Genomic DNA, 26,229 nt, shown 5'->3' with positions numbered 1-26,229 from the left:
GGTCGGTCAAGGGTCGCCGTAGGCGATCGCGAAGCGACGCGACGCAGGAGCGCCCTTGAGGGACCGGCCCGACACGGAAGGACGATGGGACAGCCAGGAACCCCCCAAGCCCTTTCCGCCACCGCCCGGCCGTCACCCCCGCAACAACCGCCCCTTGGCCGTGGCGAACTCCTGCGGGGTCAGCAGCCCCTCCCGGGCCAGCGCGGCCAGCTGCGTCAGCTCCGCGACGAACGAGCCCGCCGAAGTCACCGGCTCCGGCACGGGCTCCGGTACGGGCTCTGGCACAGCCACAGCCTCCTCCGCAGCCTCCGCAGCCTCCGCAGCCTCCGCAGCCTCCGCAGCCTCCTCCACCGCCGCCCCCACCGGCTCCGGCTCGATCGGCCCCCTCGTAGTCCTCCACCGCACCCCCTGACGCGGCCCGTCCACATCCACCGACCCAGTCCCCACCCCAGTCCCCACCCCAGCCCCCATCCCCGTGGCCTGCGCCAGCAGCCCCCGCAGCAGCGGGTGCCCCGAGGGCCGGTCGGCCGACCGCACCGTCACTCCCACCGGACGAATGAACATCAGGAAACCTCCACCTGAGGGTCAGCGGGACCCCCCGCCACCCGGTCCGCCGGAATCCGCACCGAGCCCGCGATCCGCCCGCCCGCCGCCCGTACGGCGATCGCCGCGTCCTCGGCCCACACGTGCTCCACCAGCAGCAACAACGCACAGCTCCCGCGTTCGAGCAGCTCCGCCGCCTCCCGTACGTCCTCCGGGCCGATCAGCCGGGCCGCCTCCCGTCCCGTGAGCAGGCCCCGCAGCTCGACGAACTCGTCGAACTCCGCCGCGAGCACTTCCCCCGCCGCCGTCCTCGTGGCCACCAGCCCGTCGATCAGCCGGACGACCCCCGTCTTGCGCAGCCCCATCACGGCCTCCACCGCGGGCACCCGCAGCTGTTCCTCCGGGAACGCGAGGACGATGAATTCCACAGGACCCATGAGTACGTACCCCGTCTCCCACTCAGACCCACTCGGACCCCTCGGACCCACTCAGATCTGACCGTTTCTGACGACTCTTCGGCACACTATGACATAAGCGGACATAGCCTCCATCTGCTTGCTACGTTTCGGTGCATGACCGCTCTGACGGCACAGGTGGCGGAGCCCGCCCCGCCCCCACCCCCCGACGCCCGCGCCCCCAAGCGTCGCGGCGTCGAGCTGGCGCTCCTCGCCGGAGCCGTCCTGATCTCCGTCCTCGGCCACCTCTACGTCGGCCTCGCGACCACCGGCCGCATCCCCGGCCCCGCCGCCCGCTACGCCGCCGGCCTCGCCGCGGCCGCCCTCCTCGCGCACCTGGCGGTCCGCCTCCGGGCCCCGTACGCCGATCCCCTCGTACTCCCCATCGCCGTACTGCTCAACGGACTCGGCCTGGTCCTCATCCAGCGGCTCGACGCGACCACCCCCGCCCATCTCACCGCCGCGGACCAACTGCGCTGGTCCGCTCTGGGGCTGGTGCTCTTCGTCCTCGCCGTCTCGCTGCTCCGAGACCACCGCGTGCTCCAGCGATACGCGTACCTCTCCGTCGCCGCCGCCCTGATCCTCATGCTCGTCCCCGTCTTCTTCCCGGCGGTCAACGGCGCCCACATCTGGATCCGCTTCGCCGGACTCTCCTTCCAGCCGGGGGAGTTCGCCAAGATCCTGCTCGCCGTGTTCTTCGCCGCCTACCTCGCCGCGAACCGCACCGCCCTCGCCCTCACCGGCCGCCGCCTCTTCTGGAAGCTGCGCCTGCTGCCCGGCCGGGTGCTCGGCCCGATCCTCGCGATCTGGCTGCTCAGCGTCGCCGTACTCGTCCTGGAACGCGACCTCGGCACCTCCCTCCTCTTCTTCGGCCTCTTCGTGATCATGTTGTTCACCGCCACCGGCCGGATCGGCTGGATCGCGATCGGCCTGCTGCTGGCCGGCCTCGGCGCGTACGCCGTCGGGACCCTGGAGCCGCACGTGCACAGCCGCGTCGACGACTGGCTGAATCCTTTCGCCTCCATCGAGCGCGGAGAGGGCCCCGGCCAGCTGGCACAGTCCCTCTTCGCCTTCGGCGCCGGCGGCCTCCTGGGGGCCGGCCTCGGCCACGGACAGTCCTTCCTCATCGGCTTCGCCGCCAAATCGGACTTCGTCCTCGCCACCGCCGGCGAGGAACTCGGCCTCGTCGGCCTCGCCGCGATCCTGCTCCTCTACGGACTCCTCGTCGCCCGCGGCTTCCGCGCCGGGCTCGCGCTGCGCGACCCCTTCGGCCGACTGCTCGCCACCGGCCTGTCCTCGATCGTCGCGCTCCAGGTGTTCGTCATCGCCGGCGGCGTCACCGGCCTCATCCCGCTGACCGGCATGGCCATGCCCTTCCTGGCCCAGGGCGGCTCCTCGGTGGTCACCAACTGGATCATCGTGGCCCTCCTGATCCGCCTGAGCGACAGCGCGCGCCGCCCCCGCCCGACGGAGGTCGCACCCCCACCGCCCATCCGAACCGGCACCGAATCCGCAGCCGCACCCAAACCCGAACCCGCACCCAAAGCCAAACCCAAACCCGCACCCAAAGCCAAACCCGCACCCAAACCCAAACCCAGAACCGAATCCCAGCCCCAGCCCCAGACCCAACCCAAATCCCAGCCCCAACCCCAGCACCAACCCCAGCCCCAGCCCCAGGAGCCGAAGGCGTGATCCGCTACATCCGCTGGTGCGCCTGGTTCTGCGCGGCCCTCCTCGTCGCCCTGCTGGTCAACGTCGCCCGCGTCCAGGTCTGGGAATCCGCCGCCTACGGAGCGAACCCGGCCAACAAGCGCCCCGTCATCGAGCGCTACGCCGAGCCCCGCGGCGACATCCTGGTCGACGGCCGCCCGGTCACCGGCTCCCGCGACAGCGGCCAGCTCCTCCGCTACGAGCGCACGTACGGGAACGGCCCGCTGTACGCCCCCGTCACCGGCTTCTCCTCCCAGACGTACGGGACCAGCTTCGTGGAGCGCGCCGAGGACGGCATCCTCTCGGGCACCGACCCCGGCCTCTCCGCCTTCCCCCTCTGGTACGACCTGGCGCGCGGCCGTCCCGCCGGCGGGAACGTGGTCACCACGATCCGTGCCGCCGTGCAGCTGGCCGCGTACAAGGGGCTCGCGGGCAAGCGCGGCGCGGTCGCGGCGGTCGAGCCGGCCACCGGGAGGATCCTCGCGCTGGTCAGCAGCCCCTCGTACGACCCGGCGCTGCTCTCCGGCACGGGCGCGCAGGTCAAGGCGTCCTGGACGCGGCTCAACGCGGACCCGGCCAAGCCGATGCTCAACCGGGCACTGCGCGAGACGTACCCTCCCGGGTCCACCTTCAAGATCGTGACGGCGGCCGCCGCCCTCGACGCGGGCGTGGTCACCGACGTGGACGCCCCGACGGAGACCCCGGACCCGTACCCGCTGCCCGGAACGAGCACCCTGCTGCCCAACGCGGGCACGGGTTGCCAGGACGCTTCGATGGCGGAGGCCGTGCAGTGGTCCTGCAACACGGTGATGGCGAAGATCGGCGTACAGGTCGGCCTGCGCGGGATGGTGGAGGCGGCCGGACGGTTCGGCTTCAACGACGACGGGCTGCGCGTGCCGTCCTGGGTCTCGCGCTCGAACTTCGACACGGACATGAGCCAGGACCAGCTGGCCCTTTCCGCCATCGGGCAGTTCAACACCAGGGCCACGCCGCTGCAGATGGCGATGGTGGCGGCGGCGGTGGCGAACGGCGGCGAGCTGTACGCGCCCTACCTGGTGGAACGCACCACGCAGGACGACGGGGACCAGGTCCGCCGCGGAAACCCGCGCAGCATGGGGCGCGCCATGAACCCGGCCACGGCGCTGCGGCTGCAGCAGCTGATGGTCAAGGTGGTGGAGAGCGGAACGGGCCGGAACGCGGGGATCCCGGGCGCGGTCGTCGGCGGGAAGACCGGCACGGCGCAGCACGGCGTGGGCAACGCGGGCACCCCGTACGCCTGGTTCATCTCCTGGGCCAGGGCGGAGGGCGCCCCGCTGCCGGCGGTCGCGGTGGCGGTGGTGGTCGAGGACGCGTCGGCGGACCGCGGCGAGGTCAGCGGCAACCTGGCGGCGGCCCCGATCGCCAGGTCGGTGATGGCGGCGGCCCTCACACACTGATCCGGCCGGCAGGCCTCGTCCCCAGAGGCGTCGACTAGGGTTTCGGAGGCAGAACAGGCCGACCCCGGCCCCGGCCCCCGACCCCGACCCCGCACGACCCGAGGAGCATCCGTGAGCGAGCCCGCGTCCACCGCCCTGCAGCAGGAGATCGCCCGCGACCTCCAGGTGAGCGAGACCTTCGACGCGGAGCACGAGATCGAGCGCCGGGTGGCCTTCCTCACCGAGCGGCTCACCTCGACGGGCCTGCGCTCCCTGGTCCTCGGCATCAGCGGTGGCGTCGACTCCACCACCACCGGACGCCTGTGCCAGCTCGCCGTCGAGCGGGCCCGCGCCGCCGGGCATGAGGCCGTCTTCTACGCCATGCGCCTGCCCTACGGGGTCCAGGCCGACGAGAAGGACGCCCAGCTCGCCCTCTCCTTCATCCGCGCCGACCAGGTCCTGACCGTCGACGTGAAGCCGGCCAGCGACGCCGCCCTCGCGGCCTCGCTCGCCGCCGGGGTCACCTTCCGCGACGCCCACCACCAGGACTTCGTCCAGGGCAACATCAAGGCCCGCCAGCGCATGATCGCGCAGTACGCGGTCGCCGGCGCGCACGACGGCCTGGTCGTCGGCACCGACCACGCGGCCGAGGCGGTGTCCGGCTTCTTCACCAAGTTCGGCGACGGCGCGGCCGACCTCGTCCCGCTGACCGGCCTGACCAAGCGCCGGGTGCGCGCCGTCGCGGACGCGCTCGGCGCTCCCGCCGAGCTGGTGTGGAAGGTCCCGACGGCCGACCTGGAGACCCTCGACCCGGGCAAGGCCGACGAGGACGCGCTGGGCGTCACGTACGACGACATCGACGACTTCCTGGAGGGCAAGCCGGTGGACGAGCGCGCCTTCGACATCATCCTCCGCCGCTACCGCCTCACGGCCCACAAGCGCCAGCTCCCGATCGCCCCGTAACCCCTCCGCCGCCCCCGCTCCAGCCCCGCCGGTGTCCGTGGCGCGGGGTCCGGGGCTGAGCCCCCTCCCAGCCCCGCCGGCGCTTGAGGCGCGGGCCCGGGGCGGAGCCCGATCCAGCCCCGCCCCGCGTTCGAGGCGCGGGCCCGGGCGGGCCCGATCCAGCCTCGCCGGCGTTTGAGGCGCGGGGTCTGGGGCGGAGCCACAGGGAACGGTGGAAGGGCGGGTAGGGGACCGGCTCCGCGCAGCGGCACCCCGGCCCGGCCCGCCGGCATCGGCACCCCGGCCCGGCCCGCACGCAGGGGCCGCCGGGGCCGGCCGCGCGCCGGGGCACCTCCTCGGGCGTCGAACCTGCAGAGGCACCGGCACGCAGGGCGTGGTTGCGTTCGACGCCCTGCGGGGGCACCCCGCCGCACACCCGGCCCCGCCGGCGCGGGAGTACGACCGGGGGCGCCCCGCCGGCGCGGGATGCGGCCAGCCCTCCGCGCTAGGAGCCGGCCCCCTCCGAGATCGCCGCCCGCACCTCCGCCACCCGCTCCGCCTCCTCCGCCGCGAACCGCTCGCGGTCGAGGGCCTCGGCGATCTCCTCGTCCTGACTCATCAGCAGGTCCAGGTTCGAGTCGCCCATCTCGAAGACGCCCATGTCCAGGTACGCCTTCTGCAGCCGCTCGCCCCACAGCCCGATGTCCTTCACGCACGGCACGATCCGGCTGAAGAGCAGCTTCCGGAACAGGTGCAGGAACTCCGACCGCTCGCTGTACTCCTCCGCCTCCCGCCGCGCGATGCCGAAGTTCTCCAGCACCTCCACCCCGCGCAGCCGGTCCCGCATCAGGTAGCAGCCCTCGATCACGAACTCCTCGCGCTCCCTGAGCTCTGCGTCCGTCAGCTGCCGGTAGTAGTCCCGCAGCGCCATCCGCCCGAACGCGACGTGCCGGGCCTCGTCCTGCATCACGTACGCCAGGATCTGCTTGGGCAGCGGCTTGTCCGTCGTGTCGCGGATCATGCCGAACGCGGCCAGCGCCAGCCCCTCGATCAGCACCTGCATCCCCAGGTACGGCATGTCCCAGCGGGAGTCGCGCAGGGTGTCGCCGAGCAGCCCCTGGAGGCTGTCGTTGACCGGGTAGAGCATGCCGACCTTCTCGTGCAGGAAGCGCCCGAAGACCTCCGCGTGCCGGGCCTCGTCCATGGTCTGGGTGGCGGAGTAGAACTTCGCGTCCAGGTCCGGCACCGACTCGACGATGCGTGCCGCGCACACCATCGCGCCCTGCTCGCCGTGCAGGAACTGGCTGAAGTTCCAGGCGGCGTAGTGACGGCGCAGCTCGCCCTTGTCCCGCTCGGTGAGCTTGGCCCAGTGCCGCGTGCCGTACAGCGTCAGCACCTCGTCCGGGGTGCCCAGCGGATCGTACGGGTCCACCTCGATGTCCCAGTCGATGCGCTTGGCGCCGTCCCACTGCTTGTCCTTGCCCTTCTGGTACAGGGCCAGCAGCCGTTCGCGGCCGCCGTCGTACTCCCAGCTGAAGCGGGCCGAGCCGGTGGAGGGGATCTGCCAGACGCCCTCGCCCGGGACCGTGGTGTAGAGCTCGTGCGTCGACACTGACGCCCCCTTGTCACGCGCACGCGAACGCGAAGCCGCGTACTGCCGTACAGGACCGAACAGTTGGCAGCGTCACACGTTGGTAGACGCGCGGTCAACAAGTCGTGCGCGAGGGATTGACGACCTTGCTGACAAGCAGTCTCATAAGCAGTGACCGCAGGTAACCCGACCACGAGGTGTCCGAAGCCATGACGACGGTGACCGACCGAGCCGAGCTGAGGGACGCCCTCGGCCTGCTCAAGGACCGCGAACAGATCGCCGAGCGGCTGCTCGAATCCTCGGCGAAGCACTCCTTCGACCCCGACAAGGAGCTCGACTGGGACACCCCGCCCATCGACGGCAAGTACTACTGGCCGCCCGAGCTGCTCTCCCTCTACGACACTCCGCTGTGGAAGAAGATGGGGGAGGAGCAGCGCATCGACCTCTCCCGCCACGAGGCCGCGGCCCTCGGCTCGCTCGGCATCTGGTTCGAGATCATCCTGATGCAGCTGCTGGTCCGGCACATCTACGACAAGTCCCTGACCAGCAATCACGTCCGTTACGCACTCACCGAGATCGCCGACGAGTGCCGCCACTCGATGATGTTCGCCCGCCTGATCAAGCAGTCCGGCGCCCCGGACTACCCGGTCTCCCGCCTCAACCACAACCTCGCCCGGATCCTGAAGACCGTCTCCACCACCCCCGGCTCCTTCGCCTGCACCCTCCTCGGCGAGGAGATCCTCGACTGGATGCAGCGCCTCACCTTCCCCGACGAGCGCATCCAGCCCCTCGTCCGCGGAGTGACCCGGATCCACGTCATCGAGGAGGCCCGGCACGTCCGTTACGCTCGCGAGGAACTGCGCCGCCAGATGCTGACCGCCCCGCGCTGGGAGCAGGAACTCACCCGCATCAGCTGCGGCGAGGCCGCCCGCGTTTTCTCGGTGGCCTTCGTCAACCCCGCCGTCTACGACAACATCGGCCTCGACCGCCGCGAAGCCGTGGCCCAGGTCAAGGCGAGCGGCCACCGCCGCGAGGTCATGCAGACCGGCGCCAAGCGGCTGACCGACTTCCTCGACGACATCGGCGTCCTGCGCGGCCCCGGCCGCCGCCTCTGGAAGAGCTCGGGCCTCCTCGCGTAGGCACGACGGTCGTCTACCCTGCGGACATGACGACCGTACGCGCCTACCGCAGGCTGAGCGTCGAGGAGCGGCGAGCCCAACTCCTCGACGCAGCCCTCTCGCTGTTCGCGCACCGGGCGCCGGAGGAGGTCTCGCTCGACGACGTCGCCGAGGCCGCCGGGGTCTCGCGCCCGCTCGTCTACCGCTACTTCCCGGGCGGCAAGCAGCAGCTCTACGAAGCCGCCCTGCGCTCCGCCGCGGACATCCTCGAACTCTGCTTCGCCGAACCCCAGCAGGGGCCCCTCACCCAGCGCCTGAGCCGGGCCCTGGACCGCTACCTCGCCTTCGTCGACGAACACGACGCCGGCTTCGCGGCCCTCCTCCAGGGCGGCAGCGTCGTCTCCACCTCCCGTACGACGGCCACCGTGGACGGCATCCGCCGCGCCGCGGCCGACCAGATCCTCGTCCACCTCGCCGTCCCCGCCCCCGGGCCGCGCCTGCGCATGATGGTCCGTACGTGGATCACGGCCGTCGAGGCGGCCTCCCTGATCTGGATCGACGAGGGCAAGCAGCCCGGGGTCGAATCCCTGCGGGACTGGCTGGTGGACCAGTTCGTCGCCCTCCTGACGGCCACGGCGGCCACGGACCCCGAAACGGCGGCCGCCGCCCGCGCGGCCCTGGCCCTCGAATCCGCGGACGGCCCGGTCGGCGTCCTGGCCCGGCGGGTCATCCCGGTGGTCTCCGAGGCCGCCCACCTCCTGTGACACTGGTGGCGTGAGAAGCCAACCCACCCCCTTCGAGGGCGGCCCGATGGACGGCCGAGTCCTCCCGATCCTGCTGGGCCCGACCGGTCACCCGCCGAAGTGGTACGAGATCCCGGTCCCGACGCCGGACGGCCCGCCGACGGTACTGCTGTACGAGCGGGTCCCGGCGGGCTACTCCAAGCGGCTCGGCCTGCAGAAGGGCTGGAAGTACCAGCACCGCCCGGACGCCGTGAAGCCGAAGCCCCGCTGGCCCTGGACCAAACCGTAGAGCGGCCGAATTCAGCCCCACCGGCGTTTGAGGCGCGTTTTCAGCCCGTCCGGCGTTCGAGGACCGGGGGTCTGCGGGCGGAGCCCACAGTTCCGGGAAGGGGCGGGGTGGGGGAAAGCCCCGCGCAGCGGCACCCCGGCCCGGCCCGCACGCGAGGGGCCGCCGGGGCCGGGCGCGCGCCGGGGCACCTCCTCGGGCGTCGAACGTGCGGCGGCAGCGGACATGCACGACGTGGTTGCGTTCGACGCCCTGCGGGTGCGCCCCACCGCCCACCCGGCCCCGGCGGCGCGGCCTGCGGCCCCGGCGGAACCGTTGGAGAGGCGGGCCACCCCGGCCGGAGGCCCGGCGGCGGGGGTCCCGGTCACGGCACTAGGTCCCGGTCACGGCACTAGGTCGGAGGCGGCGGAGCCGGCGGGGGCTCCGGAAGGACCAGTACCGCCAGCCCCCCGCCCCCCTCCGCCCGCCGGAACGACAGCTCCGCGCCGATCGCCTCCGCCTGCCCCACCGCGATCGTCAGCCCCAGCCCGTGCCCCTTGCCCCCGCCGCTGCGGAACCGCTGCGGCCCGTGCTCCATCAGGTAGTCGGGGAACCCGTCACCGTGGTCCCGTACGGTCACCACCGGCCCGTCCACGGTCAGCACCACCGGCGCCCGCCCGTGCTTGTGCGCATTGGCCACCAGATTCCCCAGCACCCGCTCCAGCCGCCGCCGGTCCGTCTCCACGTGCGCGTCCCGGAGCACCACCAGCTCCGTGTGCCCGTCCGTCCCCGACGCCCGCACCACCCGCCCCGCGAGCCGCCCCAGCTGGTGCAGGTCGGTCTCCACCACCTCGCTGCCCGAGTCCAGCCGCGAGATCTCCAGCAGGTCCTCCGTCAGCTGCCGCATCGTCCGCACGCGCTCCCGCACCAGCTCCGTCGGCCGGCCCTCCGGCAGCAGCTCGCTCGCCGCCTGGAGGCCCGTCAGCGGCGTCCGCAGCTCGTGCGCCACGTCCGCCGTGAACCGCCGCTCGCTCTCCAGCTTCGTCTGCAGGCTCCCCGCCATCGTGTCCAGCGCCCCGGCGACCGTCGACACCTCGTCCTGGTGCCGCGAGGGGTCCTTGGTGCGCGGGTCGCCCACCCGGGCGTCGAGGTCGCCCTGGCTGATCCGCCGGGCCACGGACGCCGTCTGGTGCAGCCGCCGCGTCACGCGGGTCACCGCGAAGGCGCCCACCAGCAGCGTCCCGCCGATCGCGAGCACCGACGACCCGATGATCGCGTTGTCCAGCCCGTTGATGGTTCGCGCGCTCTGCTCGTAGTCGATGGCCGTGGCCAGCGCCCGCCCGTCCGCCGGCGCCGCCGCCCACATCTTCGGGCGGCCGTCGAGGTCCGCGACCATCGTGCCCCGGTGCCCTCCGACGGCCAGCGCCCGCAGCTTCACCGGCAGCCCCACGGGATCCAGCCCCGAACCGGGCGGGAGGGCCTCGCCCGCCTCGTAGGCGCGCGAGACGTCGTTGAGCCTCCCCAGCGCCTTGTCCCGGGCCGTGGCCACGGTCTGCCGGGTCACCTCGACGTGTACGAGCGCACCCAGGAGGGCCGCCAGGGTGCAGCACATCACCACGATGAAGCACGCGGACTTCCAGGTCAGCGTGGCCGTCCAGGCCGGCAGCCGGACCTTCACGGCGAGCCGGCCCCGACACCGGGGCGGCCACCGCCACCGCCGCCCCCGTAGCCGCCGCCGCGCCCACTGCCCGTGCCGGGGCCCGTACCGGCCCCCGTGCCGGGCCCCCCGCCGGGAGCCTTGGTACGCGACGGCGGCCGCCCGCCCGAGGGCTTCGACGGCGCCTGCGGATCGGCCGGCACCCGTACGATCTGTTCGCGCGTCGGCAGCATGGTGAGCTGCTTCTCGTCCCAGGACCAGGCGGTGACCAGCTCGTAGCCGTTGTTGCCGCTGGGCGCGCGCAGGATCACGTCCTGACCGGCCACTTCCACGGTGATCACGCTCTGGGTGGTCGCCATGATCCGGTTGAGCCGTCCGTCGGGGTCCGCCGTGTACACCCGTACGGACATCTCCTTCTCGGGGGCGTTCCGGGCGGTGCCGAACTCGATGCCGATGATCATCTCGTCCTTGCCGTTGCCGGTGAGGTCCCGGTAGTACGGCTTCAGCACCGGGCATCCCGCCCCGCCCGGGGCGTCCTCCGCGTCCCCGTCCGGCTCCCGGCACGCCAGGATCGCGGCGGCGGTCTGCGCCGGCATCCCGTCGGGGCCGACGTCCGTGCCCGGATGGGTCCGCAGCTCCGCCTGGATCAGTGCCACCGGATCGACGGCGTGCACGTCCCTGACCGGCGGGATCCCCTTGACGTACTCGGGCGGGGCTCCGGCCGGATCGGCGGGCGGCACGGTCGCACCCTGCCGCTCCGGCCACAGGTGCACGGGCCCGCGGGCGGTCGGCGTGGCACCGGCACCCACCAGCCCGCCCGTCTCACCGCAGCCGGTCAGCAGGGGGAGCAGCGCGACGGCGCCCACGACGAGGACGGCGGCGGCCGCACGCAACGGAAACCTGTTCACAGAACGCCGCGCCCTCCTGCCCGCGCCACGACGACAGCCGGTCGCGTCAACCTTATGCGGAGCTCCACCCCGTCCGCCCACGTGGTTGACGCGAGTCAACGATCCGTGGCCCGTCCGTATCCGCCCCGTGTCCGGCGCACTGCGCGGACGAGCGCTCCCTCAGCCGTTGGTACGGCCGCGGCGCAGCATCGCGAAGCCGAGTCCCGCCGCGCCGATGGCCGCGATGCCGCCGCCCGCGGCGAGGAGCAGCACGCCCTCGCCGGGACCGTCGGCCAGGTTGCTGAGCCGGTGCACGGTACCCGCCGTCCCGGACGAGGCCACGGGGACGGCGTGCCCGTGGCGGGTGCCCGTCTTGTACCCGTCGCCCGCGAGGACGTGGCCGCCCCGCGGGTCCGGGACGTCCCCGGTCCAGGAGGTGAGCCGCCCGTCGGAGGCCAGCGAGGCGTGCAGCGCCCCGGTACCGCCGGAGACGTGGCCGTCACTGGTCAGGGTGGTGGTGCGGTGGCCGTCGGCACCCAGGATCTCGGCCTGGTAGACGCCCTGCGAGACCCGGTAGACGTTGGCCGTGGACACCCCGTCCGCCAGGGCGAGGGTCTTGACGAGGGTCCGCTGCGGAGCGGACCGCGCGGAGGAGACCGCGGGCACCCCGTCGGCGAGCGCGACGGCGGTGGGCACGGCCAGCAGACTTCCGGCGCAGGCGGTCACGGCGGCGGCACGAACGAGGGTGCGGCGGCGGACGATGCTCACGGGGAGTCCTCCGATGCTGGTCAGTGCCTGGCGGGTCCAGGTGGGACAAACCTAGGGGCCCGCCGTTGCGGCGTGGCCCCGTTCGTGTAACAGCGGAGCCGCAACGTCCCGTCGGAGTCGTTACACATCCGGGGGATTGCCGTGCGGGGCCGCGGCTGCTCCCATGGATGGTGGGGGGTGAGTTCGATGTCGGCTTTCAAAGTACTGCCGTCGGCCGGCCGGACCGGGCGCGGCCGGCTGTATGTCAACCGGCCCGATGGGCAGGCGGTGGCCTGGTACGACCGCCAGGCGAACCGCATCAGCGTGCTGGCGGACGACCACAGGGAAGCGATACTCGCGGCCCTCCGCCCCTATCTGAGCGGGACGGTCTCCATAGGCCCGCCCCCGGTCCCCACGGCCGCCGACCTGCGACGCCTGGCGCTCCCGCCGGACGCGGACCTGGCGCCGAACCGTCCGGGGGAGATCCTGCTCGGCGAACTGGAACACGGCCCGGCGGGCGCCCGGGCCCGCCACCGCCTGCGCCAGGACCTGGCGGCCCAGCAGCGGATGGGCGATGTGCTCGACGCCCTGGAGCCGGACGGCTGGCGCACCCTGCACTGCGTCCAGCTCCCCGGCCTCGGCCTCATCGACCACCTGGTCATCGGCCCGGCGGGGATCCTCTGCGTCCGCACGGCACCGGGCCGCCGCCAGCGGGCCGCCGTCGGAGACCTCCTGCTCACGGTCGGCCGCGCGGCACCCCGCCCGGACCCCCGCTGGCTCCGCAGCGCGGCGGCCTGCGCGAGCCGGGCCCTGGAGGCGGAGGTCACCCCGGCCCTGGCGGTGGTGGACGCCTCCCGCCTGGAGGTGGCCCCCACGGTCCGCGACATCCGCGTCCTCCAGCCCCTGACCGCCCTCGCCGCCCTGACCACCGCCCCGACCACCCTCAAGACGGGCGACGTGGAGGCCTTGTTCGCCCTGGCCCGGGACACACGAACCTGGCTACCGCCGAGGCGCGGGGCTGCGCCCCGGTCCCTCAGCCCGTCCGGCGCTTGAGGACCGGCGCCCGGGGCGGAGCCCCGGGAAACGGAGAAAGGGCGGGCCGGGGACCAGCTCCGTGCAGCGGCACCCAGGGCCCGTCCACCCGCACCGGCACCGCCCTCAGGCAGAAGTCCGCTTCCGCGGCGCGGCAGCCTTCTTCGAAGCCGCCGCCGTCTTCTTCGCCGCGGCCGAAGTGGACTTCGTACCGCCCGACTTGCCCCCGGCCGCCGTCTTGGCCGTCGTCCTGGCAGTCGTCCTGGCCGTTGATTTCGCCGTTGATTTCGCCGTCGATTTCGCAGTGGACCCGGCCGTCGTGCTCTTCTTCGAGCCCGCAGCCGCGGTTTTCCTGGCCGAAGCCGCTGTCGACTTCTTCCCCCCGACCGCCTTCGGCGCAGCCGCAGCCGCAGCCGAACCCCGCTTCCGCCGGATCGGAGTGACCTCGGCGTCCTCCTCCGCCTCGGCAGGCGCGCCGCCGCCCTCCCCCCGGGACTTCTTCGCCGCCCGCACACTCTTCTCCAGCGCCGCCATCAGGTCGATCACCTGACCACCGGCCGGCTCCACCACCGCCTCCGACGGCCCGAACGCCCCGCCCGCCTTCGTCGCGATCAGCTCCTCCACGGCCTCCCGGTACTCGTCCTTCAGCGAGGCCAGCTCCACCTCCCCCAGCGTGGCCATCAGCGCGTCCGCCAGGTCGAGTTCGGCGTCCCGTACCGAGACCGAGGTCTCCGGAGCCACTCCCTCCGGCTCCCGGATCTCGTCCGGCCACAGCAGCCCGTGCATCGCGATCACGTCCCCGACGACCCGCAGCATGCCCAGTCGCTCCCGCCCCCGCAGCGCGTACTTGGCGATCGCGACCTTCCGGCTCCGCTTCAGCGCCTCCCGCAGCAGCGTGTACGGCTTCGCCGCCGTCGGCCCGTTCGCCGCCAGGTAGTACGCCGCGTCCATCTGCAGCGGATCGATCTCCTCGGCCGGGACGAACGACATGATCTCGATGGTCCGGGCGGTGGCCAGCGGCAGCTGCGCCAGATCCTCCTCCGTGATCGGGACGATCGACCCGTCGGCCTCCTCGTAGCCCTTGCCGATCTCGGCGGCCGGCACTTCCTCCCCGTCCAGTTCGCACACCTTGCGGTAGCGGACACGGCCCCCGTCGGCGAGGTGGATCTGGCGGAAGGAGATCGAGTGGCTCTCGGTGGCGTTCACGAGCTTGATCGGAATGCTGACCAAGCCGAAGGAGATCGCCCCGTTCCAAATGGATCGCATCGCTCGCCCGCTTCGTCCGGTTTCGTGGCAGTCTCATCGTATGACGCCGATCACATTGGTGGAGGGCCGTCGCATCGCGCTCAGCAACCTCGACAAGGTCATCTACCCCGAGACCGGCTTCACCAAGGGCGAGGTGCTGCACTACTACGCCACCATCGCCGCCCCCTTCCTGGCCCACGTCCACAACCGCCCGGTGTCCTTCCTGCGCTACCCGGACGGCCCGGACGGCCAGCTCTTCTTCACCAAGAACCCGCCGCCCGGCACGCCCGACTGGGTGAGGACGACCCCCGTGCCCCGCTCCGACGAGCCGTCCGCCGAACAGATCGTCGTCGCCGACATGCCCTCCCTCATGTGGGCCGCGAACCTGGTCGTCGAGTTCCACACCCCCCAGTGGCCCGCCGGCAGCCCCGCCGTCGCCGACCGCCTCATCCTCGACCTCGACCCCGGGCCGCCCGCCTCCGTCGTCGAGTGCTGCGCCGCCGCCCTCTGGCTGCGGGACCGGCTCGCCGCCGACGGACTGCACGCCTACGCCAAAACCTCGGGCTCCAAGGGCCTGCACCTCTCCATCCCCCTGGAGCCGACCCCGTCCGCGCAGGTGTCCTCGTACGCCAAAGCCCTCGCCCAGGAGGCCGAAGGCACGCTCCCCGACCTCGTCGTGCACCGCATGACGAAGGCCCTGCGCCCCGGGAAGGTCTTCGTCGACCACAGTCAGAACGCCGCCGCCAAGACCACCGCGGCCCCCTACACCCTGCGCGCGCGGCTCCTGCCGACCGTCTCCGCACCCGTCTCCTGGGAGGAGGTCGAGGCCTGCCGCACCCCCGATGACCTGCTCTTCCTCGCCGACGACATCGGACCGCGCCTCGCCCGCGACGGCGACCTCTTCGGCCCTCTCCTCGATCCCGACCTGGCGGGGCGACTGCCGTGATCCGCGTCGCCCTGGCCGCACCCGTACGCACCTTGCCGCGCGGGGCCGGCCTGGCGTACGAGCCGAAGTTCGACGGCCACCGCCTCCTCGTCCTGCGCACCGAGGACGACGTCACGCTCCAGGCCCGCTCCGGCCGCATCGTGACCAGCGCCTTCCCGGACCTGGCCGCGGCCGCCCGGCTGCTGCCCGCCGGCACGGTCCTGGACGGCGAGGTGGTGGTCTGGCACGAGGGCCGTACGGACTTCGCCCTGGTCCAGCGGCGCGCGGCCGCCACCGCGGCCCGGGCGGCCGTCCTCGCGCAGAGCCTGCCGGCCTCGTACGCCGCCTTCGACGTCCTCGAACTGGCCGGCCTCGACCTGCGCGCCCGCCCCTACGAACGCCGCCGCGCGCTCCTCGTGGACCTGCTCCTGCCGCTCGGCCCGCCCCTCCAGCCGGTCCCCATGACCACGGACCCCGAGCTGGCCGCCACCTGGTACGAGACCCTCCCCGCCAGCGGGATCGAGGGCCTGGTCGTCAAACACCTGGACCAGCCCTACCCGGCCGGCCGGCGCGGCTGGCAGAAGCTGCGGCACACGGACGTGCGCGACGCGGCGGTGGTCGGCTGGACGGGTACCGCCCGGCGCCCGCAGGCCCTGGTGCTCGTCCTCCCGGTGGGCGACGGGACCCCGCTCGTCTCCAGCCCCCTGACCCCCGCCCTGCGCACCCGACTGGCGGAGACCCTGGCCACGCGCACCCCCTCCGCCGGCGCGGCGTCCGCGTCGACGTCCATGTCCATGTCCACCGTCACGGCGGTCGGCCTGGGCGAGGTCCCCTTCCACCCCCTGGACCCGCCCCTCGCGGCCGAGGTCCGGGCCACGTCGGCCCGCCACCCGCCCCCGGAGGTGCTCCGCCTGCGGACAGACCTCTGACCCCCGCCGGCGGACGGCGCGGGTCAGAGGGGGACAGCTCGATCGCTCGATCGCCCGATTGCTCGATCAGGAGTGGGCACCGCGCCCGGCGTCCGGGGGAGCCCCCGGCTGCGGGTGGGGGCCGGGCCCCTCGACGTGCTCGTACCCGGACTCGCGCTCCTTGCGGACGTCGTCCGGATGGCTGGAGGTGGTGGAGCCGAAGTTCCCGTACCCCTGCATCTCATGGGGCCTGAGCCCGCCGTTGGGGATCTCCACGGGGTCCCGCTCCTCGCGGACCTCGTAGACCGCCCCGCCGTTGGGCAGATGCGGCTGCTCCTCGGGGGCCGGGGGCGGCGGCTCCTTGGCCCGTACCCGCTGACCCAGCTTGAACCCGCCGAGCAGCATGCCGACGACGACCAGCCCGACGACCACGAACCACGCGATGTCGCTGAGAACCGCGTCCACGCTCAGGATCATGTCCATATGACCCATTTTCCCGCATATCCCACCAACATGCGCACTCCTGGTACGCGCTCCGTGTCAGAAATTGATGGGCCCCACCGTGTCCCGCAGCGCACCTGCCCCGATCCGGGCCCCGAGCACCCCGAGGATCTCCGCGCAGATCGCCAGCGCCGTCTCCGCCGGCGTCCGCGCGCCCAGGTCCAGCCCGATCGGCCCGTGGACCAGCCCCAGTTGGGCGTCGGTCACCCCGGCGGCGATCAGTCCCTCCCGCCGCCGCGTCGCCGTACGCCGAGACCCGAGCGCCCCGATGTACGGAACCCCCTCGGCCAGCGCGAACCGCAGGACCGGCACGTCGAAGGCCTCGTCGTGGCTCAGCATGACCACGCACGCGGCGTCCCGCCGCGCCGCGATCACCTTCTTGGCCTCCGCGGCCCCCTCCACGAGCACGGCTTCCCAGCCCAGCAGCAGCGCCTGCCTGCGGATGATCTCCGCGAGCTCACCCCCGCCCCCGATGACCACGTACGGGGCCGAGGGGTAGGCCTCCACCAGCACCAGCCCGGACTCCCCGTACAGCGCGTCCCGCCCGGCCCGCCGCGTCGCGAGCAGCTCCCCGGCACGCCGCCCCGCATCGTCCACCGCCGCCGCGTCGGCCCGTACGACCTCGCTGACGGCCCTGTCGGCGTCCTCGTTCAGCCGGGTCACGAGAGCCACCCCGACCCCCTCCCCGAGCAGCTCCCACCATTCGCCCGGAACGGCCCCCAAGGGCTGCAACAGCACCTCGGCCTGCCCGCCGCACGTCAGCTTCGCCTCCTCGGCCTCGGCCCTGCGCACGGACACCTCGCACACCCGCGCCGTGACGCCGCCCCCCATGGCCGAGGCCTCGGCAACGAGCTCGGCGTCGAAGACCCCGTGGTACAGCCCGCCGACACACTCCCCCCGGGCATCGACGAGCACGGCCCCACCCGGATCCCGCGGCCCGAACCCCTGCTCGGTCACGGGCCGCGCCAAGTACGCCACCCGCCCCTCGGACACCCACCGCCGCGCCGTCTCCACCAGCTCACGCATCCGCGTCGCCCCATCCTCATCGTCAGAGCACGCCACAAAGTGCCTGGTCAGCAGCACAAGGTGGCCTCGCCACCCAACCTACGCAGCCGCCCTACCCCCACCCACCCCCCAATCCCACAGACCCCACCCCACCTCCCTCGTACAGACCACCGGAACCGCCAGGGCCTCGCGGGGCGGTGCGGGAAGGCTCGTTGACGCCGGCATCACCCGTTCGGGGCCTATCGGGGCTCCGGCCCCCGTCCGGGGCAAACGGCTGCATACCGCATGGCATGCTCGGGCCTCCCAAAACCCCTCCCTGGAAGGCGGGTTCATGCTCCGCACGCCCCCTCGAACGACCGTCCTGGCCGCAGGCGGGGTTCTCCTCGTCACCGCCATGGCGGGTTCGGCTTCAGCCGTGGGCTGGGGGAGCGTCGCCGTCTCCAGCTGAAGCACCCCCTCGAAGCCACGGCGAAATCCGTACGAGCAGCCACTCAGGCATGCGTGCAGCTCGGCTGGCCCGTTCCCGATACCTGCTCCCCGTCGGCACTCGCGACGTTCGAGTACTGAGACCCCGAGGACATCACGAGGATCAACCTTCCTCGGCGAGCGGGCGGGGCGCCGGATGAGGCCGGCCCCATTCCTCACTCCCACTGTGCCTCCAGACTCGATGTCCGAGACCTCGTCGTTCGCTATCGCACCAGGACGGCGCTCGACATCCCGGCCCTCACCTTTCACCAAGGAATCACCGCCCTCACCGGCGCCAACGGATCCGGCAAGACGACCCTGCTCAAGTCCTGCGCCCTCCTCCTGCGGCCCACCGCCGGCTCCGTCTCTCTCGGCGGCCGGGAACCGGAGCACCGAACGAGCCTCCGCCGCTACCGTGAGGGCATCGGCTACCTCCCTCAAGCCCCGTAGTTCCCGGGTCACTTCACCGTCCGCGAAGCAGTCGCCCTGCCTCGAGCAGGCACGACGGGTGATCCGGGAAGCGCCCGGCTGAGTCTGGCCCATACGCCCCTCGCACGCGCCCAGAGAGCACCAACGACAAAGGCCCGGACTCAGCTGGACTGAGTTCGGGCCTTTGTCGTTGGTGCTTCAGCTGGTCAGCGACACTTACACGCTGAGTGGCTGGAGTGCCCCCGGCAGGATTCGAACCTGCGCACACGGCTCCGGAGGCCGTTGCTCTATCCCCTGAGCTACGGGGGCGCTGTCGCCGGTGTTGCTGCGACGGGTTGAACACTACCAGCTTCCGTGGGGTGATCAGGAACCCGTTTACGCGGTAGTAGGAGGGCGGGTCGCTCGGACGGGGTGGAAGTGGCGAAAACCCGGACGCGGGGGGTCGGGTCGACCTACTCTCGAGTTGTGCCAGGCGTCTCAGGCCGGGTCCTCGTTGTGGACGACAACAAGGTCATCCGGCAGCTGATCAAGGTCAATCTCGAGCTGGAGGGCTTCGAGGTCGTGACCGCGAATGATGGTGCCGAGTGTCTGGACGTGGTGCATCGCGTGTGTCCTGATGCGATCACCCTTGATGTGGTCATGCCCAGACTGGACGGGTTCGGGACCGCCGCCCAGCTGCGGGCCGATCCGCGGACCCGGGACGTGCCCGTCGCCATCGTGAGCGCCTGTACGCAGCAGGAGGTCGAGGCCGGGATCGCGGCAGGGGTGGACGCCTTTCTCGCGAAGCCCTTCGAGCCCGCCGAGCTGGTACGGGTCGTGCGGCGGCTGGTCGAGCGCAAGGACCGGCGTGACGGGAGGAAAGGGGCTCCTGCCGGGAGGGGGCGGGGCTGAGGCCCGTCCGGCTGGGCTCGGTTCGTGTTCGTGATCGGCGCGTGCCGGCTCGTGCTCGGTCCGTGGGCTTCTGTTCACATGGCGAAACCGTTCGCGGGATGGGAGGGCGTCTCCCCTAGGCTGGTCCCGTGACCCCCGCTGACCTCTCCCGTTGCGTCGTACGTGCCGTGCGCCGCGCCGTCGAGGACGGGGAACTGCCGGCGGAGACGGTCGTGCCGGAGCGGGTCGTCGTCGAGCGGACCCGGCCCGGTGGGGTGGGGGACTACGCCACGCCCGCGGCCTTTCAGGTCGCCAAGAGTGCCGGGTGCCGGCCCGATGACGTGGCGCGGGCGCTGGCCCGACGGCTGGGTGAGGTCCCGGGTGTCGAGCGGGCGGACGTCACCGGTGCGGGCTTCCTGAACTTCACCCTCGTGTCGTGGTCCGCTGCGGGTCTCGTACGGGACATCTGCGCGCGCGGCCTCCGGTACGGGTACGCCGACGGCGCCGTCGAGACCGAGCCGTTCTGCTGGGCGCCCACCGCGGGGCTGCGGCAGCGGGTCGTCCACGAGGCCATCGTGCGGATCGTGCGCAGTCAGGGCGAGGGCCACGGCGGGCCGTGGCCGGGCGTCGCGCCCGTCGCCAAGCGGGACGCGGACGTGGTGGCCCGGTACGGCGCCGATGCCGTCCGTTGGGCCGCGCTGACCGTGCCCGCCCGTGAGACGCCCGAGTTCGATGACCGTCTGCTCGTGCAGGGGGAGGCGAGCGAGTCCTTCCGGGTGCGCTACGCCCATGCGCGGAGCCGGGCCCTGCTCAGGAACGCCGCCGCACTGGGCTTCGGCCCGGAGGCCGGGGACCTGCCGGGGGACGTGCCCGCTGCGTCCGCGCTGGTCCGGGTCCTCGCCGACTACCCCCTCGTGCTCGAAGCCGCCGCGCACCACCGTGCGCCCGAGCGGCTCGCCAGGTACCTCGTCGAGGCGGCCGACGCGCTGCTCGACTTCCAGCACTGCGTACTGCCCAAGGGCGACGAGAAACCCTCGGCCGCCCACCGCGCCCGGCTGGCTCTTGCCGAAGCCGCCGGGACGGTGCTGGCCGGCGGCCTGGCCCTGCTCGGCATGGACGCACCCGAACGACTGTGACCCGCGAAGAGAGATACCGATGAGCCGTTCCGCGCACCCCGCCGGACCCCGTCACGCCGATGTGCTGCCCGAGGGGCACTACTCCCCGCCCGCCGACGACCTCAATGCGCTGGACGAGAAGGTCTGGGCGCGGACCGTCACCCGTAATGGAGATGGCGTGGTGACGGTCGGAGGAATCGAAGTCACCAAGCTCGCCGAGGAGTTCGGGACCCCCGCCTATTTTCTTGATGAAGAGGACTTCCGGGCGCGGTGCCGGGCCTGGGCGCACGCCTTCGGCAAGGACGCCGACGTGTTCTACGCCGGGAAGGCGTTCCTCTCCAAGGCCGTCGTGAAGTGGCTGCGGGAGGAAGGGCTGAACGTGGACGTGTGTTCCGGTGGGGAGCTGGCCACCGCGCTGGCCGCCGGGATGCCTGCGGAGCAGATCGCGTTTCACGGGAACAACAAGTCCGAAGGCGAGATCCGCCGGGCCGTCGAGGCCGGCGTCGGACGCATCGTGCTCGACTCCTTCCAGGAGATCGCCCGCGTCGCGCACATCGCCCGCGAGCTGGGCGTGCGCCAGCCCGTGCAGATCCGCGTGACCGTGGGTGTGGAGGCGCACACGCACGAGTTCATCGCGACCGCCCATGAGGACCAGAAGTTCGGGATCGCGGTCGCGGACGGGAGCGCCGCCGAAGCCGTGCGGCGGGCGCTCGGGCACGAGAGCCTCCAGCTGCTCGGCGTCCACTCCCACATCGGCTCGCAGATCTTCGACATGGCCGGCTTCGAGGTCTCGGCGAAGCGCGTCGTGCAGCTGCTGGCCGCCGTACGGGACGAGCACGGCGTGGAGCTGCCCGAGATCGACCTCGGCGGCGGGCTCGGCATCGCGTACACGTCCGACGACGACCCCCGCGAGCCCCACGAGATCGCCAAGGCGCTGACCGAGATCGTCGCCCGCGAGTGCGAGGGCGCCGGGCTGAAGGCGCCCAGGATCTCCGTCGAGCCGGGGCGGGCCATCGTCGGGCCGACCGCGTTCACGCTCTACGAGGTCGGCACGATCAAGCCGCTCGAAGGGCTCCGGACGTACGTAAGTGTTGACGGCGGGATGTCCGACAACATCCGGACCGCTCTTTACGACGCCGAGTACTCCATCGCACTCGTGTCCCGCACCTCCGACGCCGAGCCCATGCTCGTCCGCGTCGTCGGCAAGCACTGCGAGAGCGGCGACATCGTCGTGAAGGACGCCTTCCTGCCGGCCGACCTGGCGCCCGGCGACCTCCTCGCCGTGCCGGCCACCGGCGCCTACTGCAGGTCCATGGCCAGCAATTACAACCACGCGCTGCGGCCGCCCGTCGTCGCCGTGCGCGACGGTGAGGCCCGGGTGATCGTCCGGCGCGAGACGGAGGAAGATCTCCTGCGACTCGACCTCGGGTGATTCCGTTATTTCTGGGGGAGGCCCTCCGAACCCAGAAATAATGGCCTCAGGAGTCACAAGGGGTGTCTCACGCATTGGACCGAGGGTGGAAACTGCTGTCCATTGCGTGAGACTTGTTCTCACCCCGTGTTCTCACCCCGCGCGCAAGCCGCGCGCGGGGTACTGATGGAAGATCGAAAGGCGTAGGTCGAATGATGCGTACGCGTCCGCTGAAGGTGGCGCTGCTGGGCTGTGGAGTGGTCGGCTCGGAGGTTGCCCGCATCATGACGACGCACGCCGACGATCTGACGGCCAGGATCGGCGCGCCCGTCGAGCTCGCCGGCGTCGCGGTGCGCCGTCCCTCCAAGGTGCGCGAGGGCATCGACCCGGCGCTCGTCACCACCGATGCGACCGCGCTGCTCAAACGCGGCGACATCGACGTGGCCATCGAGGTCATCGGCGGCATCGAGCCCGCCCGCACCCTGATCACCACCGCCTTTGAGCACGGCATCTCCGTCGTCTCCGCGAACAAGGCGCTGCTCGCCCAGGACGGCGCGGCCCTGCACGACGCCGCCGAGCAGGCCGGGCTGGACCTGTACTACGAGGCCGCCGTCGCCGGCGCGATCCCGCTGGTCCGCCCGATGCGCGAGTCCCTCGCGGGCGACAAGATCAACCGCGTGATGGGCATCGTCAACGGAACGACGAACTTCATCCTCGACAAGATGGACTCGACCGGCGCCGGCTACCAGGAGGCGCTCGACGAGGCCACGGCCCTCGGGTACGCCGAGGCCGACCCCACCGCCGACGTCGAGGGCTACGACGCCGCCGCCAAGGCCGCGATCCTGGCCGGCATCGCGTTCCACACCCGCGTCCGCCTCGACGACGTCTACCGCGAGGGCATGACCGAGGTCAGCGCCGCCGACTTCGCCTCCGCGAAGCGGATGGGCTGCACGATCAAGCTGCTGGCCATCCTGGAGCGCGCCGCCGACGGGGAGTCCGTCACCGCGCGCGTGCACCCGGCGATGATCCCGCTCACCCACCCGCTCGCCTCCGTCCGGGAGGCGTACAACGCGGTCTTCGTCGAGGCGGAGGCCGCCGGGCGGCTCATGTTCTACGGGCCCGGCGCGGGCGGTTCTCCGACCGCGTCCGCGGTCCTCGGCGACCTCGTCGCCGTCTGCCGCAACAAGCTCGCCGAGGCAACGGGGCCGGGCGAGTCGGCTTACACCCAGCTGCCGGTCAGCCCCATGGGGGATGTCGTCACCCGCTACCACATCAGCCTCGATGTGGCGGACAAGCCGGGCGTGCTCGCCCAGGTGGCGACCACCTTCGCGGAGCACGGTGTCTCCATCGACACCGTGCGGCAGCAGGGCAAGGACGGCGAGGCCTCCCTCGTCGTCGTCACCCACCGCGCACCCGATGCCGCCCTCTCCGGGACCGTCGAGGCGCTGCGGAAGCTGGACACCGTCCGCGGTGTCGCCAGCATCATGCGTGTTGAAGGGGAGTAAGGACCCATGAGCAGCAATCGCACCCACCAGTGGCGCGGCATCATCGAGGAGTACCGGGACCGCCTGCCGGTGACGGACACGACTCCCGTGGTGACGCTCCGCGAGGGTGGCACTCCTCTCGTTCCCGCTCAGGTGCTCTCCGAGCGCACCGGCTGCGAGGTGCACCTCAAGGTCGAGGGCGCGAACCCGACCGGGTCCTTCAAGGACCGCGGTATGACCATGGCCATCACCAAGGCCAAGGAGGAGGGCGCGAAGGCCGTCATCTGCGCCTCCACCGGCAACACCTCGGCCTCCGCAGCCGCGTACGCGGTGCGCGCCGGGATGGTCTCCGCGGTGCTCGTGCCCCGCGGCAAGATCGCGCTGGGCAAGATGGGCCAGGCCCTCGTGCACGGCGCCAAGATCCTCCAGGTGGACGGCAATTTCGACGACTGCCTCGACCTGGCCCGCTCGCTGTCCGACAACTACCCGGTGGCGCTGGTCAATTCGGTCAACCCGGTACGCATCGAGGGCCAGAAGACGGCGGCGTTCGAGATCGTCGACGCGCTCGGTGACGCGCCCGACATCCACGTGCTGCCCGTCGGCAACGCCGGCAACATCACCGCGTACTGGAAGGGCTTCAAGGAGTACAAGGCCGACGGCCTGGCCTCCCGTACGCCCCGCGTGTGGGGTTTCCAGGCTTCCGGTTCCGCGCCGATCGTGCGCGGCGAGGTCGTCAAGGAGCCGCACACCATCGCCACCGCGATTCGCATCGGCAACCCGGCCTCCTGGGACTACGCGCTGGCCGCGCGCGAGGAGTCGGGCGGCTTCATCGACGAGGTGACGGACCGCCAGATCCTGGCCGCCTACCGGCTGTTGGCCGCTCAGGAGGGTGTCTTCGTCGAGCCCGCCTCGGCCGCGTCGGTGGCCGGTCTGCTCAAGGCCGCCGAGCAGGGCCTGGTCGACCCGGGCCAGAAGATCGTGTGCACCGTCACCGGCAACGGCCTGAAGGACCCCGACTGGGCGATCGCCGGCGCTCCGCAGCCGGTCACCGTTCCGGTCGACGCCGAGGCCGCCGCGATCAGGCTCGGCCTGATCTGACGCGCAAGCCGGGTTCCGGGGCGCCGCGAGGCCCTCCGGAACCCGGCAACTCTCCCCGTACGGCCGCAAAAGGGCCGTCGGGGCCGGTCCGGCCCGGCCCCACGCACGTCGAGGGCGGCCGAGGGGTACGACACGCATCGTGCGCCTCCTGTGCGCCCTATGTCGCGAGGGAACCTTCCTTCGATACGCTGTACTTACATCCGCCACCGCGCATATGACCGTGGTGCTGCCCAGAGGGCCTTCGGGTGTCGTACGTTCTCAAGTACATTTCGCAGCGAGCCAGCAAGAGCGAAGTTCTCGCACAGTCACAAGGAGTGTCATCGGACGATGGCCGGTCCAGCGTTCCGCGCCGCCGCCGTACGGGTGCGCGTCCCCGCCAGCAGTGCCAATCTCGGCCCGGGCTTCGATGCCCTCGGCCTGGCTCTGGGGCTCTACGACGACGTAGTCGTCCGGGTGGCCGACTCCGGCCTCGACATCGACATCGCGGGTGAGGGCGCCGACACCCTCCCGCGGGACGAGAGCCACCTGCTCGTACGCTCCATGCGCACCGCCTTCGACCTGCTCGGCGGACAGCCGCGCGGCCTGGAGGTCGTCTGCGCCAACCGCATCCCGCACGGCCGCGGCCTCGGCTCCTCCTCCGCCGCCATCTGCGCCGGCATCGTCGCCGCCCGCGCCGTGACCATAGGCGGCGAGGCGAAGCTCGACGACGCGGCGCTGCTGGAGCTCGCCACCGAGATCGAGGGCCACCCCGACAACGTCGCCGCCTGTCTGCTCGGCGGTTTCACCCTGGCGTGGATGGACGGGGGCAGCGCCAGGGCGATCCGGATGGACCCCGCCGATTCCATCGTTCCGGTGGTCTTCGTACCTTCCAAGCCCGTCCTCACGGAGACCGCGCGCGGCCTGCTGCCGCGCAACGTCCCGCACGTGGACGCGGCCGTCAACGCGGGCCGCGCGGGCCTGCTCGTGGAGGCCCTGACCAGGCGTCCCGAGTTCCTGCTGCCGGCCACCGAAGACCGGCTCCACCAGGAGTACCGGTCCCCGGCGATGCCCGAGAGCGTGGCACTCGTCAACCGACTGCGGGCGGACGGCATCCCCGCGGTCATCTCCGGTGCGGGCCCCACGGTCCTCGCGCTGGTCGACAACGACGCGGCCGACAAGGTCGCGCAGCTCGCGGGCGAGGGATGGGCCGCGAACCGGCTCGCGCTCGACGCCGCGGGTGCGAGCGTGCTTCCGCTGGGTACCCAGGGCGGCTAGGACAGAGCAGAGCCGGCCCGGGGCGGGCGGTCAGGGCAGGCCGCCCGCGCGGAAGCAGCGCGATTGCCGGTGATCGAGAGGGGGAATATCTGTTGGATCCGGTAGTGTTAGTCTCAAGTGCGCATCGGAAGCCGTCATGGCTCGGTGCTCAGTGTCCCCATCCGGGACCACCTTTCTTCCGGGAGCCTCCCCGACTGCTTTGATCACTTCCAGCAGTTTCGAGCACGCTCCGGAATCGGCGTGACTTTCCCACGCTTTCAGCTCGGGGGCTTCTCGCCGATACCACGCAAGCACGTTTCTCTCCGCCGTATCTCTACCGGCGGACCACCGCCCCGGCACGGTCCACACCTAGACCGTTGCCGGACAGCACAACCGGTCGCCGAGCCAGACAGGCCGACGTCCGCTCCAGGGAAG

General features: G+C 72.2%; 25 protein-coding genes and 1 tRNA gene. 16 read left to right on the top strand and 10 right to left on the bottom strand.

Annotated elements, in window-relative coordinates:
- Positions 1-132 precede the first annotated feature (132 nt).
- A complete protein-coding gene (locus ACZ6Y1_RS12250) occupies positions 133-285 on the bottom strand; it encodes a hypothetical protein (RefSeq protein WP_469626568.1) in 153 nt (50 codons plus the stop codon).
- A 278-nt stretch (positions 286-563) separates the two neighbouring features.
- A complete protein-coding gene (locus ACZ6Y1_RS12245; RefSeq protein ID WP_469626566.1) occupies positions 564-980 on the bottom strand; it encodes a DUF6325 family protein in 417 nt (138 codons plus the stop codon).
- 135 nt (positions 981-1,115) lie between these two features.
- Here ACZ6Y1_RS12245 and ACZ6Y1_RS12240 point away from each other — a divergent pair, with 135 nt between their 5' ends.
- From ACZ6Y1_RS12240 to nadE, 3 genes are all read left to right on the top strand, one after another.
- Positions 1,116-2,690 (top strand): FtsW/RodA/SpoVE family cell cycle protein, encoded by a 1,575-nt coding sequence (locus ACZ6Y1_RS12240; protein ID WP_469626561.1) that lies wholly within the window; start codon positions 1,116-1,118, stop codon positions 2,688-2,690.
- Entirely contained in the window at positions 2,687-4,144 is a 1,458-nt protein-coding gene (locus ACZ6Y1_RS12235; RefSeq protein ID WP_469626558.1) for a penicillin-binding transpeptidase domain-containing protein, read from the top strand. The genes ACZ6Y1_RS12240 and ACZ6Y1_RS12235 overlap by 4 nt, the downstream gene beginning before the upstream one ends.
- A gap of 111 nt (positions 4,145-4,255) precedes the next feature.
- Entirely contained in the window at positions 4,256-5,086 is an 831-nt protein-coding gene (gene nadE / locus ACZ6Y1_RS12230; RefSeq protein ID WP_469626556.1) for an ammonia-dependent NAD(+) synthetase, read from the top strand.
- A gap of 484 nt (positions 5,087-5,570) precedes the next feature.
- Here the strand turns inward: nadE and ACZ6Y1_RS12225 are convergent, their stop codons facing one another.
- Entirely contained in the window at positions 5,571-6,677 is a 1,107-nt protein-coding gene (locus ACZ6Y1_RS12225; protein ID WP_469626553.1) for a ferritin-like domain-containing protein, read from the bottom strand.
- A 188-nt stretch (positions 6,678-6,865) separates the two neighbouring features.
- On the opposite strand from ACZ6Y1_RS12225, the gene ACZ6Y1_RS12220 reads away from it, so the two are divergent.
- From ACZ6Y1_RS12220 to ACZ6Y1_RS12210, 3 genes are read left to right on the top strand one after another with little or no spacing between them, the layout of a single operon-like run.
- Positions 6,866-7,795 carry an AurF N-oxygenase family protein gene (locus tag ACZ6Y1_RS12220; RefSeq protein ID WP_469626549.1) on the top strand — a complete coding sequence of 310 codons (930 nt, stop codon included), beginning with the start codon at positions 6,866-6,868 and terminating at the stop codon, positions 7,793-7,795.
- 26 nt (positions 7,796-7,821) lie between these two features.
- Positions 7,822-8,538 (top strand): TetR/AcrR family transcriptional regulator, encoded by a 717-nt coding sequence (locus ACZ6Y1_RS12215; protein ID WP_469626546.1) that lies wholly within the window; start codon positions 7,822-7,824, stop codon positions 8,536-8,538.
- A 10-nt stretch (positions 8,539-8,548) separates the two neighbouring features.
- On the top strand, positions 8,549-8,806 hold the full coding sequence (locus tag ACZ6Y1_RS12210; RefSeq protein ID WP_469626544.1) for a hypothetical protein: 258 nt from the start codon (positions 8,549-8,551) through the stop codon (positions 8,804-8,806).
- A gap of 388 nt (positions 8,807-9,194) precedes the next feature.
- Here ACZ6Y1_RS12210 and ACZ6Y1_RS12205 read toward each other — a convergent pair whose 3' ends face one another.
- From ACZ6Y1_RS12205 to ACZ6Y1_RS12195, 3 genes are all read right to left on the bottom strand, one after another.
- Entirely contained in the window at positions 9,195-10,460 is a 1,266-nt protein-coding gene (locus ACZ6Y1_RS12205; RefSeq protein ID WP_469626541.1) for a histidine kinase dimerization/phospho-acceptor domain-containing protein, read from the bottom strand.
- Positions 10,457-11,347 (bottom strand): hypothetical protein, encoded by an 891-nt coding sequence (locus ACZ6Y1_RS12200; RefSeq protein ID WP_469626538.1) that lies wholly within the window; start codon positions 11,345-11,347, stop codon positions 10,457-10,459. The genes ACZ6Y1_RS12205 and ACZ6Y1_RS12200 overlap by 4 nt, the downstream gene beginning before the upstream one ends.
- A 159-nt stretch (positions 11,348-11,506) precedes the next feature.
- Positions 11,507-12,094 carry a hypothetical protein gene (locus ACZ6Y1_RS12195; protein ID WP_469626535.1) on the bottom strand — a complete coding sequence of 196 codons (588 nt, stop codon included), beginning with the start codon at positions 12,092-12,094 and terminating at the stop codon, positions 11,507-11,509.
- A 186-nt stretch (positions 12,095-12,280) separates the two neighbouring features.
- On the opposite strand from ACZ6Y1_RS12195, the gene ACZ6Y1_RS12190 reads away from it, so the two are divergent.
- Positions 12,281-13,126: a nuclease-related domain-containing protein gene (locus tag ACZ6Y1_RS12190; RefSeq protein WP_469626532.1), complete on the top strand. Its 846-nt coding sequence runs from the start codon at positions 12,281-12,283 to the stop codon at positions 13,124-13,126.
- A gap of 105 nt (positions 13,127-13,231) precedes the next feature.
- Here ACZ6Y1_RS12190 and ku read toward each other — a convergent pair whose 3' ends face one another.
- Positions 13,232-14,371, bottom strand: coding sequence for a non-homologous end joining protein Ku (ku, locus tag ACZ6Y1_RS12185; RefSeq protein WP_469626529.1), 1,140 nt, complete (start codon positions 14,369-14,371; stop codon positions 13,232-13,234).
- A 40-nt stretch (positions 14,372-14,411) separates the two neighbouring features.
- Between ku and ligD the strand changes: the two genes are divergently transcribed.
- Both ligD and ACZ6Y1_RS12175 read left to right on the top strand, forming a co-directional pair.
- Positions 14,412-15,296 carry a non-homologous end-joining DNA ligase gene (gene ligD / locus ACZ6Y1_RS12180; protein ID WP_469626526.1) on the top strand — a complete coding sequence of 295 codons (885 nt, stop codon included), beginning with the start codon at positions 14,412-14,414 and terminating at the stop codon, positions 15,294-15,296.
- Positions 15,296-16,204 carry an ATP-dependent DNA ligase gene (locus tag ACZ6Y1_RS12175; protein WP_469626636.1) on the top strand — a complete coding sequence of 303 codons (909 nt, stop codon included), beginning with the start codon at positions 15,296-15,298 and terminating at the stop codon, positions 16,202-16,204. The genes ligD and ACZ6Y1_RS12175 overlap by 1 nt, the downstream gene beginning before the upstream one ends.
- 66 nt (positions 16,205-16,270) lie before the next feature.
- On the opposite strand, the gene ACZ6Y1_RS12170 is transcribed toward ACZ6Y1_RS12175, so the two are convergent.
- Complete coding sequence (locus ACZ6Y1_RS12170; protein ID WP_469626523.1) at positions 16,271-16,666, bottom strand: DUF6479 family protein; 396 nt, start codon at positions 16,664-16,666, stop codon at positions 16,271-16,273.
- A gap of 57 nt (positions 16,667-16,723) precedes the next feature.
- Complete coding sequence (locus tag ACZ6Y1_RS12165; protein WP_469626520.1) at positions 16,724-17,710, bottom strand: XdhC family protein; 987 nt, start codon at positions 17,708-17,710, stop codon at positions 16,724-16,726.
- Positions 17,711-18,268: 558 nt separating this feature from the next.
- On the opposite strand from ACZ6Y1_RS12165, the gene ACZ6Y1_RS12160 reads away from it, so the two are divergent.
- Positions 18,269-18,604: an ATP-binding cassette domain-containing protein gene (locus ACZ6Y1_RS12160; protein ID WP_469626633.1), complete on the top strand. Its 336-nt coding sequence runs from the start codon at positions 18,269-18,271 to the stop codon at positions 18,602-18,604.
- A 216-nt stretch (positions 18,605-18,820) separates the two neighbouring features.
- On the opposite strand, the gene ACZ6Y1_RS12155 is transcribed toward ACZ6Y1_RS12160, so the two are convergent.
- Positions 18,821-18,892 (bottom strand) — tRNA-Arg (locus tag ACZ6Y1_RS12155).
- A 186-nt stretch (positions 18,893-19,078) separates the two neighbouring features.
- On the opposite strand from ACZ6Y1_RS12155, the gene ACZ6Y1_RS12150 reads away from it, so the two are divergent.
- From ACZ6Y1_RS12150 to thrB, 6 genes are all read left to right on the top strand, one after another.
- Complete coding sequence (locus tag ACZ6Y1_RS12150) at positions 19,079-19,474, top strand: response regulator (RefSeq protein ID WP_469626517.1); 396 nt, start codon at positions 19,079-19,081, stop codon at positions 19,472-19,474.
- A 128-nt stretch (positions 19,475-19,602) separates the two neighbouring features.
- Positions 19,603-20,589 carry an ArgS-related anticodon-binding protein NrtL gene (gene nrtL / locus ACZ6Y1_RS12145; RefSeq protein WP_469626514.1) on the top strand — a complete coding sequence of 329 codons (987 nt, stop codon included), beginning with the start codon at positions 19,603-19,605 and terminating at the stop codon, positions 20,587-20,589.
- A gap of 19 nt (positions 20,590-20,608) precedes the next feature.
- Entirely contained in the window at positions 20,609-22,000 is a 1,392-nt protein-coding gene (lysA, locus tag ACZ6Y1_RS12140) for a diaminopimelate decarboxylase (protein ID WP_469626511.1), read from the top strand.
- Between the two features lie 191 nt (positions 22,001-22,191).
- Positions 22,192-23,484: a homoserine dehydrogenase gene (locus ACZ6Y1_RS12135; RefSeq protein ID WP_469626508.1), complete on the top strand. Its 1,293-nt coding sequence runs from the start codon at positions 22,192-22,194 to the stop codon at positions 23,482-23,484.
- 6 nt (positions 23,485-23,490) lie between these two features.
- A complete protein-coding gene (gene thrC / locus ACZ6Y1_RS12130) occupies positions 23,491-24,561 on the top strand; it encodes a threonine synthase (protein WP_469626505.1) in 1,071 nt (356 codons plus the stop codon).
- 327 nt (positions 24,562-24,888) lie between these two features.
- Positions 24,889-25,815, top strand: coding sequence for a homoserine kinase (gene thrB / locus ACZ6Y1_RS12125; protein WP_469626501.1), 927 nt, complete (start codon positions 24,889-24,891; stop codon positions 25,813-25,815).
- The last annotated feature ends 414 nt before the right edge of the window (positions 25,816-26,229 follow it).

Source organism: Streptomyces sp. NPDC053432, assembly GCF_055585365.1.
This window is presented reverse-complemented; position numbering and strand designations above follow the sequence as displayed.